This window comes from Anaerostipes sp. 494a (assembly GCF_001940315.1).
GTDB classification, from domain to species: Bacteria; Bacillota; Clostridia; order Lachnospirales; family Lachnospiraceae; genus Anaerostipes; species Anaerostipes faecalis.
Genome location: NZ_MJIF01000001.1, coordinates 2,259,020 through 2,274,756, shown reverse-complemented (window position 1 = coordinate 2,274,756; position 15,737 = coordinate 2,259,020). Strand labels below are relative to the sequence as shown.

Here is a 15,737-nt window from a genome sequence, read left to right as displayed (position 1 = left end):
CTATTTCCCCCTTCCAATTCTGCATTCATGTTCTTCTTCTCTAAACATTCCCTGACGTTGCATACATTCATCAAAATCAACTTTGAATCCATCAAAATCTGGTCCGTCTACGCATGCGAATTTTGTCTCACCACCAACAGTTACACGACAACCTCCGCACATTCCAGTTCCGTCGATCATGATCGGATTCAGGGATACAGTTGTTGGAATATCGTACTCTTTTGTAATCTTTACTACATTTTTCATCATGATCAGTGGTCCGATTGCAATAACTTCATCGTATTTTACCCCGGATTTAATCTGTTCTTCCAAGACTGTTGTAACAAATCCTTTTGTTCCAAGGCTTCCATCATCTGTTGCAATATATACATTATCACAGAATTCTTCAAATAATTCCTTAAGGATAACAAATTCTGCACTCTTACCACCAATGATTACATCGACAGGTACTCCCATCTTAGCCAGTTTACGAAGCTGTGGATATAAAGGTGCTGCACCCACTCCTCCGGCAACTCCTATTACACGTTCACATTTATGTAATGGAGAAGGCTGTCCTAAAGGACCAACAAAGTCCTGTACATAGTCTCCTTCTTCTTTTTTACTCAATAATTCTGTTGAATAACCAACCACCTGATAGATAATGGTTACTGTTTCTTTTTCACGGTCAAAATCAGCAATGGTCAATGGAATTCTTTCCCCGTCTTCATCTACCCTGATGATGATAAACTGTCCAGGTTCACATTTTCTTGCTACGTATGGAGCTTCAATCTCCATTAACTCAACAAGATTGTTAAGTTTCGTTTTCTTTACGATTTTATACACCACGTACACCTCTTTCTCAAAATATATCTTTCTACATTATACATGTTAAAAGTTCAATAGAAAAGAACTTTTTTTAAAATGTGTAATGCAATTGTTTTATTTCATTATCAGCATCTATCCACGACTAGTCTTTCTCAATGGATGAATAATAATTTCATAATAATTTTCTGCCGTTCTATCATTCTCCCATAAAACTATTATAACAGAAAAAGGAAAAGCAATCACATGCTTTTCCTTTTTCCCTTCAAATGCTATAGAAGTATATAGAATAATTTTACTTATTCTCCTTATATAATTTAATAAACAGATTTTCAAAATCCGCCTCTGTAAATATGACTGGATTATCAAAAGTTTCTTCTGCATTTGCTGCTGTATGAGCAAGTCTCTTAAAATCCTTTGGATCCACAACATCCAATTCACAGAACTTTGGTATATTTAATCTTTCAGCCAATTCTTCCATATAGTCAACACCTGCATATGCTGCCTCTTCAACTGTTTTTCCTTCTACAACAACCCCGAGGAATCTGGCTACATCTGCATATTTTTCCGGTGCTCCTGGAACACTTAATCGACTGACTTCTGGAAGCATCATTGCATTGGCAACTCCATGAGGAATATCATAATATCCACCCAGTGCCTCTGAAATAGAATGAACAGATGCCACATCTGAATTTCCAAAAGCTGCTCCCGCCATACAGCTTGCTGCCATCATATCAACATAAACTTCTTCACTATTTTCTTCTACCGCTTTTACAAGACTCTTTCCTATGAGCCTGATGGCAGTTTCTGCCAATGCATCTGTAAATGGATTTGCCGCTTTACATACATATGCTTCTACTGCATGGGTCAATGCATCCATTCCTGTGGATGCCAGCAATCTTTTCGGAAGATTTATTAGAACATCTGGATCAAGTACAGCAACTTTTGCGCTGACCTCATCTCCCCAGATACAGTCCTTTTCCAGTGTTTTTGTATTATTTACAATAGACTCATGGGTAACTTCACTTCCTGTTCCACAAGTTGTAGGGACACAAATCAAAGGGGTTATTACATTTTTAAGGTTTCCTTCTCTCCAGTCTTCACATTTCCCGCCATTTTCAAGAATTGCCCCTATTGCCTTGGCTGTATCAATGGCTGATCCTCCACCTACTGCAACCATAGAATCAATTTGCTGTTCTTTTGCAAAAGCTGCTCCCCGCTCAATATCCACATCTCTTGGATTCGGAACAATTTCTGACCACAAAATATATTCTATATTTTTCGCTTTAAAATCTTCAAAGACAGGATCAAGCAAACCTGTATCAAGCATTGGCTTATCTGTTACGATTAATGTTTTCTTCCCTATCTTTGCCGCCTCGTCAGCTACCTGTCTGATAGCTCCACGTTCAAATATAATTTTAGTCGGCATATAAAATTTAAATGGTTGAATCATATTTTTCTCCTTCAATATATTTATCCTAGTACAAATCCTGCTACCAGATACATTACACCGGAAATAACTGCCGAAATAATAAAATATGGCTGACAGGCAATATACTGTTCATATATCTTTACACCACAGGATCTTGCTGATACTACTCCAAGGTCAGATACAACACATGCATTAGCACCAAACAGACTTGCAGAAATCAACGCCCCTAAACATAACGGAACGTTTGCCCCCATATTACTAAGTACGACCATTAGAACTGGAATTGCTATCTGGAACAATGTATAATTCAGACTAAATAAATATTCTTCGCAGCAGAAAAATACAAAAATCAGGAACGGTATCAGACTTGGAATAGGTATTGCATTACAAACCCCCTGTACAAATGCTTCCATGCCCATAGCATACATTACTTCCTGCATACAATATCCGATCATCAAGATCATGACCATATCCATCATGTCAAGAAATCCGTCAACTGTACATTGTACATAATCACTAATTGTCATCAATCCCTGAAGTACATATAATACTCCGGTAAAAATTGCAGCAATACCAAATGCCAGATAACAGTTTAAATCCGTTGCAATCAGTGCAACTACAATTACAATAATCGGAAGAATCAGATTTAATACACTGACATTTTGCGTTCTTGGATTATTTTCGTCAAACCCATCATCTTCGTCATCATCTTCACCACCATCAATTGCACCCATCTGGATTCCTTCTTCTTCCATCATCTGATATGCTTTTTTCATTGGTCCGATTTTTGGAAAAATTCCTACAGCAAATAATAGTGCAATCACACAGGCAACAATACAATAAAACATAAACGGAATCGTCTGTATGAAAATATGCGTTGCTTCTGCACGGCTTTCAACATTTTTTGCATTTGCAATCTGATAGATTACAAAATATCCCCATGCGCCAAATGGAAGCATTTCTGAAACATTGATACTTAATGTTCGAACAACATATGCCAACGCCAGTTTAGGTTTTCTAATCGCTTCCATCAGTGGAGAAAAAGACGCTCCTGCAGTTAAAGCCGATACATAATCATCAATAGATGTTGCTCCCGCATATACTCCAGATGCCGCAAGAATCATTTTCTCATTTTTACCAAATCGGGATGTAATAAAATCTGCAAATGCCTTTGTACTTCCGCTTCGCTTCATGGCAATGATGATTCCTCCACATAAGAAAAAGGACATATACATCTGTATATCTTCTTCATCTGCAAGAACTACCATTAAATCATCAAAGAAACCACCTACACATCCTAATTTGTACCATAAAATATAAGATGAAAACGTACCCAGTATCAAACTGCTCATGACATCTTTTGTTGTCAGCGCATAAACAAACAGTACAACAATTGGTGCAAGAATCAGAATGTTTCCTTCTACCATGCTTTTAGGTAACAAGAAGAAGATGATATTCATGATCAGATAAAAAGACCATAGTTTTACCATTTTAGGATCAATTTGTTTTGGATTCATATAATACAGAATCCTTTTGATTATATTTTTTTCACTCATATTTTTCACTTCCTATCTTTCCAAAAGAAAAGGACATAAGCAGCTATTGCGCCATATCCTTTTCTTTCATCATTTTAACGGTCTGCCTTAAAACGGTCATATCGTAAAGGACTGATATCTACAATGGTATCTTCTCCCACGACCATCTGTGCAAGCATAAGTCCTACTGCCGGTGCAGTTCCAAATCCATGTCCTGTAAATGCGCATGCCAGAATCAGACCAGGTACTTCTTCTACCGGGCTGATAACAGGAACACCATCAATACAAAGATCTAACCATCCACCCCAACTTCTTACAATCTTAGCATCTTTCAGTGCCGGGATATATCCCATGATCGCACGACATCCTGCTGACATCGTTAAAGAAGATGTTCTAAGATCTGTTAACTCTTTATCTGCAGCTTCTTCAAGTCCACATTCAGAACCAAATACAAAAGATCCGTGAGCAGCCTGATGTCCATAGAAATCTGCATCTGCGGTTCCAAGCATTTGTTTAAACATTGGTGGCTGCATTTCTGTAACCAGAGCTTCTTCAAAATATTTAGTCATAGGAATATCAATACCTACAGTTCTTGCAATTTCTCTGCTTTCATATCCTGCTGCAAGGATAATAGTTTCTCCTTCAAATACAGTGCCATCAACTGTTATAACTTTTCTTGCCTTTCCTCTTACCTTTTCAATTTTCTTTACAGGTGCACCTTTGATAAAAGATACTCCTAATTCTACTGCTCTTTTGTAATATGCCAGAGTTGTCATCATTGGATTTGCATGTCCATCTGTTGGACACCAGCTGGCTCCAATGATATCATCAGATAAATATGGATTAATTTCTTTTACTTCTTTTGCATCAATCATTCGCACATCCAGACCAACACTCTGTGCATTTGTTGCCAGCTGATTTAACTTCTTTAAATGTGCTTCTGTTTTTCCAAGACGCAGGTTTCCTTCCTGACAGTACTCCACATCTACCCCTAATTCTTCAGATAAAGTAGGCCACATATTTTTGATAGCATACATAGCATATGGAAGTTCTCTCACATCACGTCCAGACTGACGGACACCTCCACCATTTCGACTGGATCCTCCATGCCCAATACTATCAGAAGCTTCTAATACAATAACATCTTTTACTCCGCGTTTTGCAAGATAGTATGCTGCTGCACAACCATTAACACCGCCACCGATAATTATTACTTCTGCTGTCTGTTTCATTACTGGTCACCTCCATCTCTTCCAAGAATCTCCATTGTCATCGGACGCATTGGAGCTCTTGATACTGCAGGCTCCAATTCAGCAGGAGATATCTTTAATTCTCTTGCAACAATTCCTTTTACCAGTTTTCCACAGGTCTGTCCCTGACAAAGTCCCATTCCACTTCTTAAAAAACGACGAATTTCTTCTATTGTAAACATTCCCGCATGAACTGCCTGTCTGATTTCTCCTTTGGTCACTTCCTCACAGCGACATACTAACATATCATCATCCGGCTGCGGTACATATTCTCCAATTTCTTTTAATTTATCATCTACACTAATCATATCCGCATCCTCCTATCTTTTGAAAAAGCGAGCTTTATCAACCATATCTGCTGGTACTTTAATCGTTAACAGATTGGTATGATCAAATGCTTTTGCACTTTTGACACCAATAACTTCTGCTTCACAAACCGGGCTTCCACTACGGTCAAATGCCATTCCTTTGTCACCTTTTTGTGGCAGAGGCAAAAATTCATATGGCATTGTAACACTTGCATATCCTTCCTCGTATCCTTCATCGATCAGGAAAATTGCCTGTCCGGAGCAGGAAGCTACACACATTCCACAACCGATACATTCTTTTTCCACATCAACAACTGGAAGTGATGTAATATTTTCACCGATTGTAATACATCCTTTTGGACATGCATCCTGACAAGGATTACATGGGATATTCTGAGTACATTCCATTACCGGATGAACACCCACTTTTTTTACAAAACCAGGATATCTTGCAATTTCATCATCTGCCACATAACCTTTTTTCAAAAGATTGGTTGAAATTTCGATTCCTTCTTCTGTCTCTTTTATAATCTTACCTCTGTTTTCAGGAGCGAACATACCTTTGCGAAGACTTCCCAATGCCTGTTCCAGTGATTCACACTGCGCCATACGTTCTTCTTCTGTCATATATCCGGCTGCCGCCGCAATGGAAACACCTGCGATTCTTCCTTCTATCATAGCTGAACTTGCTTCTTCAATGCTGGAAACATCTCCTGCTGCAAAAATTCCATCAATAGATGTCTGTCCAAATTCGTCACATTCTGGAATATATCCTCCTGGTGTATCCATCATTTTACATCCTGCCTGTTTTAATAACTGAGAGCTAGGTGACAATCCAACTGCCACACAGATGGTATCAACATCAAAATGTTTTTCTGTTCCAGGAATAAACTGGAACTTATCATCTACTTCTGCAATGGTGACTCCAGTTACATATTCGTCACCTTCTGCTTCTTTAATTGTATGGGATAAATAAAATGGCACGCCACAACGAGATACTTTAGATGCATGAACTCCATATCCACCAACTCTTGGAGCTGCATCTACCAGTGCTACTACTTCACATCCTGCCTGTAACAGCTGATAACTTACAACCAATCCTACATTTCCTGTTCCAAGCATCAATACTTTTTCTCCTGGCATTACATGGTGAAGGTTCATCATTGTCTGTGCTGCACCGGCACCAATAACTCCTGGTTTTGTCCATCCCTTGAATGTAACCATATTTTCACTGGCTCCTGTTGCTACCAGAATGGAATCACCCTTAAAATGTTTTACCTGATCTCCAATTTTTACTGTAATTTCTTTTTCAGGATACAATCCAATAACTGTTGCATTTAAAACAACTTCTACTCCATATTCCTCAGCTTCTTTTAATAAATCTTCTCCAATTTTGAAACCTCGGATTTTAGCTCTATGTTCTTTGGATCCAAAAAATTTATGAATCTGTTTAAACAGCTGTCCGCCTGGTTTTGCATTTTCGTCAAAAACAATTGGTTTCATTCCACATTTTGCGGCTTCAATGGCAGCAGATAACCCTGCAGGTCCTGCTCCGATTACAATCAAATCATATCTTTTCATTATAGGCTGCCTCCTTCCTCTTTTGCTGTAACTCCATATTGAGTCTGCACTGTCATCCCCTCTTCCAATGGAGTAATACAAGTTCTCACATTTGGCTGTCCATTTACGATCATAACGCAGTCTGTGCATCGTCCAATCGCACAAAAAATACCTCTTGGCTCATGACGTTTCTTTGTATATCTATGTACCATAACCCCTGCAGCTTTCAATGCTGCAGCAATCGGTTCACCTTCCATTCCTTCCATTTCTTTTCCATCAAAATAAAACTTTACCACTTTTTTTCTGGTGCAGTTCCTAAAATTGGATGTTCTTTAATTCTACCCATGTTATTTCCTCCTATCTTTATATTAAAAGGCTACTGGTTCTTCCCATAAATTAAGCATTGTTCCAATGCCTTTCTTTTTTGCCTGATGATAACACTCATAAGCCCATGCTACGTCTTGAATTGGCATTCCTTCTATGGATACAAGGAAGATTTCATCTTCTGATGTTCTTCCTTTACACTCTCCATTTACAATGTCTGCCAGATTCTTCACATCTTCTCTTTTGATCATGCCATCTCTGACCATAAACACAAAATCTTCTCCTATAGTTCCACAATTCTTTCTTGTTCCATCCGGATAAAAGTCATCTCCATCTTCCTGAGCGTATTCTTCATACATTCCCCAGTTGTCAACAACTTTGGAAAATTTCTTTTCATCTTCCCATGAAATATTTAATCCGTTGGTGGAAACAACAACTGCTCCAGGTTTTAACCACTCATATTTTAATTCCGGCCAATTTGGATATGTTACAGATGCTGCTTCACAAACAATATCCGCATCCTTCACTGCTTCTTGCACAGTAGCACAAATCTCAATTGTCGTAATTTCTGGAAAATGTTCTTCGATAAACTCCTTCATTTTTATTGCTGTTTTTGAATTTGGTGAACTTCCAACCATTTTAACTGTATGAATCGTTGGAAATTTAGCTGCAAAAGCTCTCATGGAAGAACGATTGATAACTCCAGGACCGATGATACCAACAGTTGTTGCATCTTTTTTGGCAAAATGTTTTGCTACCAATCCAGGCATAGCTCCGGTTCTCATAGAACTCAGCAGATTTGCAGACATATAACTGATCGGTGCTCCGGTCTCTACGTCATTTAAAGTTGCCATTAAAATAGATCTTGGATAACCTTTTGCACGGTTTCTTCCATTTGATCCATACCATTTCTGCCCTGCTACATGAAATCTTCCTCCCAGATATGCCGGCATTGCTATAAAACGACGATCTCTGGAATCTTGCAGCGGAAAATCTTCAATATCAGATTCTTTAGGAAATTCCAACATCAATCCATGTGCATTGTGATCAGGACCTCCCATCAGATAATCACCTTTTCCTAAAAGTGATACCACCTCTTCCATTACATCGACACATTTTCCCGCATCCAATACTCCAGCCTTAATCATATCCTGTTCATTCAAATATAAAAAATCAATCCTTGCGTCACTCATCATATCCTCCTTTTTATTATGGCGAACATTGAAATTTTCAGAAAACTTAAAAAAAGGAACACTATAGGTGTTTTACAACCTCAGTGCTCCTTTGCGCTGTTTTCTTTGTCTAAACGCATTATATAGTCTAGTATTATACTAGAGTCAATAACCTTTTTCCCAATTTTTTTCAATTTATGTTAGAATATCAATAAACAAGTCGTATAAAAAGGAAAAAAAAATGAACGAAGAAATATATTTTAAAATAGGTGAACTATCAAAGTTATACAATATAGGTGTGGACTCTATCCGTTATTATGAACAAGTGGGACTTTTACACCCAAAAAGAGATCCAAACAATAATTATCGATTATACACTTTGGAAGATATCCGAAAATTAACAATGATTCGAGAATTGCTGGCTTTGAATATGCCTTTAGAACAAATCAAAAATTTCGATGACCATCGTACCGTCGAAAATTCTATCAAATTATTAAAGACAGAATTGGATATCATTGATGAATCCATTGAAAAGTTGGTTCAGAACAAGAACAGTATCCTGAACCGTCTTTCAAATATTCAAAGTGCTTTGGAAAAAACAAAATATCTTAACCAAATTCGTACCCTGGACTTACCTGTACGTGATTGTGTTATGATCAGTGATACGAATCTTCCCAACGATTATGTTGATTATGCTGTTACACAATATATGCAAAATCATCACCAGGATATACATACCATTGGTGCATGTGACTGCTATACTCTGGATGTAAAAAACAGTAATCCAAAATCTAAACAATTGAGAACAAAAAATGTGTTTTTTTATTCTCCAAAGCCAATGTATGATAGCAACTATACTCTTCCGGCAGGAAAATACCTTTCTGTCATATATTCCGGCAGCTATGATTACACAAAAGAATGGGTAAATAAAATGTTTCTTTATGCCAAAGAACATTCTTTAAAGATCATATCTGATCCCATTGAATTTGGTTATATTAATGAATATGAAACCACCGATGAAAATGAAAATATCATTGAAGTCCAGATGCAGATTAAGTCTTAATCTGCATCTGCACACAAAAAAAATAGAGGCTGCCACTATAGCAACTTACCCAGTTACCCTGATGACAGCCCCAATTAAAAATTACCAAGAGATTCTCTATATTATTCTGATTTTCCCACGAATCTGATTCTTTACTTTCGCTTAGTGTCCAGCGTCTACATCATACCCATTCCTGGTGCTCCTGCTCCTGCTGGCATTGCTGGTGCTTCTTCTTTGATGTTTGCAACTACAGATTCTGTTGTTAACAGAGTTGATGCTACAGATGTTGCATTCTGTAATGCACTTCTTGTAACTTTGGCTGGATCAATGATTCCTTTTTCGATCATATTTCCATATTCCTCGTTCAGTGCATCAAATCCAATTCCAATTTCCTGTTCTTTTACTTTATTTACAATAACAGCTCCTTCTAATCCACCGTTTACTGCAATCTGGAATAATGGTGCTTCTAATGCTTTTAAGATGATATTTGCACCTGTTTTTTCGTCTCCTTCCAGATCTTTTGTTGCTTCTGCAACTTTCTTGGAAGCATGAATATATGCTGATCCTCCACCAAAGATGATTCCTTCTTCTACTGCTGCTTTTGTTGCTGCTAAAGCATCTTCCAGACGAAGTTTACTTTCTTTCATTTCTGTTTCTGTTGCTGCTCCAACACGGATAACTGCTACTCCACCAGATAATTTAGCCAGTCTTTCCTGTAATTTTTCTTTATCAAATTCAGATGTTGTTTCTTCAATCTGACCTTTAATCTGTCCAATACGTGCCTGAATTGCATCTTTATCACCTTCACCGTCAACGATGACTGTATTCTCTTTTTCAACTTTGACAGATTTTGCACGTCCTAACTGATCTAAAGTTGCATCTTTTAAGTCCATTCCAACTTCTTCAGAAATTACTGTACCACCTGTTAAAATAGCGATATCTTCTAACATTGCTTTTCTTCTGTCACCATATCCAGGAGCTTTAACAGCACATACTGAGAATGTACCACGTAACTTGTTAACGATTAATGTTGTTAATGCTTCTCCTTCGATATCTTCTGCAATAATCAGTAACTTCTGTCCACCCTGTACAATCTGTTCCAGTAATGGAAGAATGTCCTGAATATTAGAAATCTTCTTATCTGTAATCAGAATATATGGATTTTCTAATTCAGCAACCATTTTTTCCATATCTGTTGAGAAATATGCTGATAAATATCCACGATCGAACTGCATACCTTCTACTAAATCTAATTCTGTTTTCATTGTCTTAGATTCTTCGATTGTAATAACTCCATCATTAGATACTTTTTCCATAGCATCTGCTACTAATTCTCCAACTTCTTCATCTGCAGCAGAGATTGCTGCTACTTTGGCAATCTGATCTCTTCCTGTTACCTGACTGCTCATTTCTGCGATTGCTTCTACAGCTGCTTCTGTTGCTTTTTTCATTCCTTTACGAAGAATAATTGGATTAGCTCCTGCTGCCAGGTTCTTCATCCCTTCATTGATCATTGCCTGTGCAAGAACTGTAGCTGTTGTTGTACCATCTCCAGCAACATCATTTGTCTTTGTAGCAACTTCTTTTACTACCTGTGCTCCCATGTTTTCAAAAGCATCTTCCAGTTCGATTTCTTTTGCAATTGTTACACCGTCATTTGTAATCAATGGTGTTCCAAAAGATTTATCAAGAACTACGTTACGTCCTTTTGGTCCGATTGTTACTTTCACTGTATCTGCTAACTGGTTTACTCCTGCTTCCAGTGCTTTTCTTGCTTCAATTCCGTATTTGATTTCCTTTGCCATGATTTACATACCTCCAAATGAATTATTCTACAACGGCTAAGATGTCATTCTGTTTTACGATAATGAATTCATCATCTTCTAATTTTACTTCTGTTCCTGCATATTTAGAATAAATTACTTTCTGTCCTACAGAAACTTCCATCTTCACATCTTCTGTTCCAGGACCAACAGCGATAACTTCTGCTTCCTGTGGCTTTTCCTGAGATGCTGTTGTTAAAACAATACCAGATTTTGTAGTTGTTTCTGCTTCTAACTGTTTCAGAACAACTCTGTCTCCTAATGGTGTTAATTTCATAATCGTATTACCTCCAAAAAAATTTTTAGAAAATTGTCATTTTTTATCTTTTATTGTTAGCACTCACTTTAACCGAGTGCTAACTCTATGTTTCTTAGTATAACACCGAGGAAAAAAAATGCAACCCCCTTTTTTATAAAAAATGTGTAAACTTTTCCACTGATGTAAATAAAAAAGAGACATCTTACTTTTTTATAAGACATCTCATTTTTATTTCTACTATAAAATCTCACTTGCGAACTCGGACACATCTGGACGAAGCGCCAGCGAAAGAAGCGTTCCAAGAAGCATGTGAATTTTTTAACTTTAATATATCTTCATTCATTAAGTAACAAAAACGAGACATCTTATTTTTTTATAAGACATCTCATTTTTATTTCTACTATAAAATCTCACTTGCGAACTCGGACACATCTGGACGAAGCGCCAGCGAAAGAAGCGTTCCAAGAAGCATGTGAATTTTTTAACTTTAATATATCTTCATTCATTAAGTAACAAAAACGAGACATCTTATTTTTTTATAAGACATCTCATTTTTATTTCTACTATAAAATCTCACTTGCGAACTCGGACACATCTGGACGAAGCGCCAGCGAAGGAAGCGTTCCGAGAAGCATGTGAATTTTTGTTTTAATTTGGTTTATATGAACTCTTCAGATTTACAATTCGATTAAATACCAGATGATCTTCTGTGGTATCCTTTGTATCAATACAGAAATAACCGGTTCTCATAAACTGGAAACTGTCTCCTGGATTGAATTCTTTCAAAGCAGGTTCTACATAAGCATTTTCAATAATCGTCAATGAATTTGGATTAATGTTCATAGTACCATCTTCTTCGTTATAAACACCTTTTTCTTCATCTACGATATTTTCATATAATCTTACTTCTGCCTGAACTGCTGTAGGAACTGCTACCCAGTGAATGGTTCCTCTGACCTTTCTTCCATCAGGACTGTTGCCACCTTTAGATGCAGGATCATAAGTACAGTAAACTGTCGTTACATTTCCATCTTCATCAGCATCATATCCTGTACAGGTTACAAAATATGCATTCATAAGACGAACCTCGTTACCTACATAGAGGCGACGATATTTTTTCGGTTTCTCAATCTTGAAGTCTTCTCTTTCAATATATAATTCTTTACAGAATGGAACAGTTCTTGTTCCCATCTCTTCATTTTCCTGGTTATTCGGCACTTCCACATATTCCATCTGATCATCTGGATAGTTTGTAATAACCAGTTTAATCGGATCTAGGATTGCTGCCATACGAGGTCTCTTTAACTTCAGATCATCACGGATACAATACTCAAGCATTGCATTATCCACTGAACTGTGACTCTTTGCTACTCCTACCAGTTCCATAAATTTACGGATAGCCTCAGGAGTATATCCTCTTCTTCTCAACGCAGACAATGAAACAAGTCTTGGATCATCCCATCCATCTACAACTCCATCTTCTACCAGTTTTTTAATATATCGTTTTCCAGTAACCACATTAGTCAGATATAATTTTGCAAATTCAATCTGCTTTGGCGGATTTTCAAATTCACATTCATTTACCACCCAGTCATATAATGGTCTATGATCTTCAAACTCTAAAGTACAAATAGAATGTGTAATTCCCTCAAAAGCATCTTCCAATGGATGGGCAAAATCATACATTGGATAAATACACCACTTGTTACCTGTATTATGATGTTCCATTCTGGCAATACGATAGAGAATCGGATCTCTCATATTCATATTACCTGATGTCATATCAATTTTGGCACGAAGTACTTTACTTCCATCCGGGAATTTACCATCACGCATATCACGGAATAACTGCAGATTTTCTTCCGGTGTACGATCTCGATATGGACTGTTCTTTCCAGGTTCTGTCAATGTTCCACGATATTCACGGATCTGTTCCGGTGTCAGATCACATACATATGCTTTTCCTTTTTTGATCAGAAATTCCGCACATTCATACATTTTATCAAAATAATCTGACGCAAAATAAATGTGTTCTTTGTAATCTGCTCCAAGCCATTCTACATCTTCTTTGATAGATTGAACAAATTCCTCTTTTTCTTTTGTTGGATTGGTATCATCAAATCGAAAATGAAATTCTCCATTATACTCCTGAGCCAATCCATAATTTAATAAAATAGACTTTGCATGACCAATGTGCAAATACCCATTTGGTTCTGGCGGGAATCTTGTAACCACTTTTTTACAATGTCCCTCTTCTATATCTTTATCAATAATCTGTTCTATAAAATTCTTTGATACAGTTTCTTCCATGTCTGTCCTCCATATGATATTTCTTTCCTTATCTTAAATTATCTGCACAATATAATCAAGTATATCTCCACATACTCTGTATTTTTCTCTTATCAGCCAATTAAATCCAAGGCTTCAAGAACATTTGATACGCCCATTAGTTTCATATTCGTGAAAATTTTTAATTGATCTACATTAGCCTGCGGCAGAATACATCTTTTAAATCCCAGCTTTTCAGCTTCCTTTATTCTTGCTTCCCCGCCAGATACTCCACGAATTTCTCCAACCAGTCCTACTTCTCCAAAAATAATCGTATCCTGCGAAATCGACATATTCTTGTAACTGGATGCAATAGCCATTATAACACCAAGATCAATTGCAGGTTCTCCAAGTCTCATTCCGCCTGCCAGATTCACATAGGCATCACAGCCTCCCAGTTGTAATCCAACTCGTTTTTCCAATACAGCCATTAGAAGATTCACTCTGTTATAATCAATACCTACCGCTGTTCTTCTGGGCATCTGAAAACTGGTAGGTGAAATCAATGCCTGAATTTCAATTAAAATCGGTCTGGTTCCTTCCATGGAACAAACTACTACAGAGCCAGATGCATCTAATGGTCTACCACTTAGCATGGTCTTAGAAGGATTCTCCACCTCCATCAGTCCATTTGAACACATTTCGAATACGCCTATTTCATTTGTTGAACCGAAACGATTTTTGACACCTCTTAAAATTCGATATACCGCTTCCCGCTCTCCTTCAAAATAAAGCACAGTATCTACCATATGTTCTAATGTTCTTGGACCCGCAACAACACCCTCTTTGGTTACATGTCCAACGATAAATACTGCAATATTCTCCTCTTTTGCAATTCGCATCATCTGTGATGTTACTTCCCGTACCTGGGACACACTTCCTGCTGCAGAAGATAATTCTTCACTGTACATAGTCTGAATAGAATCAATCACCACAAATTGTGGTTTAGTTTTCAGAATCGCACTGCAGATTGCATCTAAATCTGTCTCACAGAAAAGTAACATTTCCTGTTCAAATGTACCAATCCTTTCTGCGCGAATTTTAATCTGATGCATTGATTCTTCCCCGGATATATACAAGACTTTTCTACCCTGATTAGTAAGATTGCGGCATACCTGTAAAAGAAGAGTTGACTTTCCTATTCCAGGATCTCCACCTACCAGAGATAGAGAACCGGTCACAATTCCTCCTCCAAGTACACGATCTAATTCATGAATCCCTGTTGGAAATCGTTCTTCGTTTTGAACAGTAACCTCTGATATACTCATAGGAGAGGCAGAAGCCTTTACAGGCTTTGCCCCTCCTTTTTTGGCTGCTGTTATCTTTTCTTCTACAAAAGTATTCCATTGTTTACAGGCAGGACACTGTCCCATCCACTTGGAAGATTCATGACCACATTCACTGCAAAAATATACGGTCTTTTGCTTTGCCATAGATTCCCCTGTCCTCTTATACTTTTATTGTTTCTTTACTCTTACTGAAACAGCTCTTCCTTCACTTAACTCTACTCCCATTGTTAATTTTCCGGCAAGGTTTGCTTTCATTGTTCCAATATTCGTATTATCAATATATACTTTATAATCCTGCTGTGGTTCCACCTCTAAAGTAACCTGAACATCACTGTCAGATTCTATATCAAATGCAACCCCATCTGTTGTAGCTACAAAATTATGTACTGCTGAACCAGGTACAGATTCAAAAATCAGCTGTCCATTCTTATCCAGCTTTGTCATTGTCTTAAATGTTTTAATTTTGTAGATATCTCCTTCAAATTCGATATCACCTTTTTTAGCTTTTGCTGCTAATGTGTAGTCACCAAAGCAAAGGGTTCCATTCTCTTCGCTGCGAAATAATTCAGTTACCACTGCCATTGTTTTATCCTCCTATTAATGTTTGGTTACGC

14 protein-coding genes are annotated in these 15,737 nt (G+C 37.4%); 1 reads left to right on the top strand and 13 read right to left on the bottom strand.

Annotation, left to right across the window (positions count from 1 at the left end; translation table 11 throughout):
* From BHF70_RS11405 to BHF70_RS11365, 8 genes are all read right to left on the bottom strand, one after another.
* Complete coding sequence (locus tag BHF70_RS11405) at positions 1 to 822, bottom strand: sulfide/dihydroorotate dehydrogenase-like FAD/NAD-binding protein (protein WP_075760333.1); 822 nt, start codon at positions 820 to 822, stop codon at positions 1 to 3.
* A 274-nt stretch (positions 823 to 1,096) separates the two neighbouring features.
* Positions 1,097 to 2,254: an iron-containing alcohol dehydrogenase gene (locus BHF70_RS11395; protein ID WP_075760331.1), complete on the bottom strand. Its 1,158-nt coding sequence runs from the start codon at positions 2,252 to 2,254 to the stop codon at positions 1,097 to 1,099.
* A 20-nt stretch (positions 2,255 to 2,274) separates the two neighbouring features.
* Positions 2,275 to 3,789, bottom strand: coding sequence for a Na+/H+ antiporter NhaC family protein (locus BHF70_RS11390; RefSeq protein ID WP_075760330.1), 1,515 nt, complete (start codon positions 3,787 to 3,789; stop codon positions 2,275 to 2,277).
* Positions 3,790 to 3,863: 74 nt separating this feature from the next.
* Positions 3,864 to 5,000, bottom strand: coding sequence for an NAD(P)/FAD-dependent oxidoreductase (locus BHF70_RS11385; RefSeq protein WP_075760329.1), 1,137 nt, complete (start codon positions 4,998 to 5,000; stop codon positions 3,864 to 3,866).
* Positions 5,000 to 5,326 carry a (2Fe-2S)-binding protein gene (locus tag BHF70_RS11380; protein WP_075760328.1) on the bottom strand — a complete coding sequence of 109 codons (327 nt, stop codon included), beginning with the start codon at positions 5,324 to 5,326 and terminating at the stop codon, positions 5,000 to 5,002. Before BHF70_RS11380 ends, BHF70_RS11385 begins: the two co-directional genes overlap by 1 nt.
* 12 nt (positions 5,327 to 5,338) lie before the next feature.
* Positions 5,339 to 6,907, bottom strand: a complete 1,569-nt coding sequence (locus BHF70_RS11375; RefSeq protein ID WP_075760327.1) for an FAD-dependent oxidoreductase — start codon at positions 6,905 to 6,907, stop codon at positions 5,339 to 5,341.
* Positions 6,907 to 7,182 carry a (2Fe-2S)-binding protein gene (locus tag BHF70_RS11370; protein ID WP_330390949.1) on the bottom strand — a complete coding sequence of 92 codons (276 nt, stop codon included), beginning with the start codon at positions 7,180 to 7,182 and terminating at the stop codon, positions 6,907 to 6,909. Before BHF70_RS11370 ends, BHF70_RS11375 begins: the two co-directional genes overlap by 1 nt.
* Positions 7,183 to 7,254: 72 nt before the next feature.
* Entirely contained in the window at positions 7,255 to 8,403 is a 1,149-nt protein-coding gene (locus BHF70_RS11365) for a tyramine oxidase subunit B (RefSeq protein ID WP_075760326.1), read from the bottom strand.
* Between the two features lie 220 nt (positions 8,404 to 8,623).
* Between BHF70_RS11365 and BHF70_RS11360 the strand changes: the two genes are divergently transcribed.
* On the top strand, positions 8,624 to 9,445 hold the full coding sequence (locus tag BHF70_RS11360; protein ID WP_075760325.1) for a MerR family transcriptional regulator: 822 nt from the start codon (positions 8,624 to 8,626) through the stop codon (positions 9,443 to 9,445).
* 155 nt (positions 9,446 to 9,600) lie between these two features.
* On the opposite strand, the gene groL is transcribed toward BHF70_RS11360, so the two are convergent.
* The 5 genes from groL to BHF70_RS11335 all read right to left on the bottom strand — a co-directional run bounded on the left by groL (position 9,601) and on the right by BHF70_RS11335 (position 15,705).
* Positions 9,601 to 11,229 (bottom strand): chaperonin GroEL, encoded by a 1,629-nt coding sequence (gene groL, locus BHF70_RS11355; RefSeq protein WP_075760324.1) that lies wholly within the window; start codon positions 11,227 to 11,229, stop codon positions 9,601 to 9,603.
* A 22-nt stretch (positions 11,230 to 11,251) separates the two neighbouring features.
* On the bottom strand, positions 11,252 to 11,524 hold the full coding sequence (locus tag BHF70_RS11350; RefSeq protein WP_075760323.1) for a co-chaperone GroES: 273 nt from the start codon (positions 11,522 to 11,524) through the stop codon (positions 11,252 to 11,254).
* Positions 11,525 to 12,154: 630 nt separating this feature from the next.
* Positions 12,155 to 13,816, bottom strand: coding sequence for a glutamine--tRNA ligase/YqeY domain fusion protein (locus tag BHF70_RS11345; protein WP_075760322.1), 1,662 nt, complete (start codon positions 13,814 to 13,816; stop codon positions 12,155 to 12,157).
* A 92-nt stretch (positions 13,817 to 13,908) separates the two neighbouring features.
* Positions 13,909 to 15,267, bottom strand: coding sequence for a DNA repair protein RadA (gene radA, locus BHF70_RS11340; protein ID WP_075760321.1), 1,359 nt, complete (start codon positions 15,265 to 15,267; stop codon positions 13,909 to 13,911).
* A gap of 24 nt (positions 15,268 to 15,291) precedes the next feature.
* Complete coding sequence (locus BHF70_RS11335) at positions 15,292 to 15,705, bottom strand: endosialidase (protein ID WP_075760320.1); 414 nt, start codon at positions 15,703 to 15,705, stop codon at positions 15,292 to 15,294.
* Between the last annotated feature and the right edge of the window lie 32 nt (positions 15,706 to 15,737).

What these genes read in the sequence shown, in the direction of transcription:
- radA (WP_075760321.1), bottom strand. Translation starts at nt 15,267, where the DNA reads ATGGCAAAGCAAAAGACCGTATATTTTTGCAGTGAATGTGGTCATGAA.
- BHF70_RS11365 (WP_075760326.1), bottom strand. Translation starts at nt 8,403, where the DNA reads ATGAGTGACGCAAGGATTGATTTTTTATATTTGAATGAACAGGATATG.
- BHF70_RS11345 (WP_075760322.1), bottom strand. Translation starts at nt 13,816, where the DNA reads ATGGAAGAAACTGTATCAAAGAATTTTATAGAACAGATTATTGATAAA.
- BHF70_RS11375 (WP_075760327.1), bottom strand. Translation starts at nt 6,907, where the DNA reads ATGAAAAGATATGATTTGATTGTAATCGGAGCAGGACCTGCAGGGTTA.
- BHF70_RS11395 (WP_075760331.1), bottom strand. Translation starts at nt 2,254, where the DNA reads ATGATTCAACCATTTAAATTTTATATGCCGACTAAAATTATATTTGAA.
- BHF70_RS11350 (WP_075760323.1), bottom strand. Translation starts at nt 11,524, where the DNA reads ATGAAATTAACACCATTAGGAGACAGAGTTGTTCTGAAACAGTTAGAA.
- BHF70_RS11335 (WP_075760320.1), bottom strand. Translation starts at nt 15,705, where the DNA reads ATGGCAGTGGTAACTGAATTATTTCGCAGCGAAGAGAATGGAACCCTT.
- BHF70_RS11385 (WP_075760329.1), bottom strand. Translation starts at nt 5,000, where the DNA reads ATGAAACAGACAGCAGAAGTAATAATTATCGGTGGCGGTGTTAATGGT.
- BHF70_RS11360 (WP_075760325.1), top strand. Translation starts at nt 8,624, where the DNA reads ATGAACGAAGAAATATATTTTAAAATAGGTGAACTATCAAAGTTATAC.
- groL (WP_075760324.1), bottom strand. Translation starts at nt 11,229, where the DNA reads ATGGCAAAGGAAATCAAATACGGAATTGAAGCAAGAAAAGCACTGGAA.
- BHF70_RS11380 (WP_075760328.1), bottom strand. Translation starts at nt 5,326, where the DNA reads ATGATTAGTGTAGATGATAAATTAAAAGAAATTGGAGAATATGTACCG.
- BHF70_RS11390 (WP_075760330.1), bottom strand. Translation starts at nt 3,789, where the DNA reads ATGAGTGAAAAAAATATAATCAAAAGGATTCTGTATTATATGAATCCA.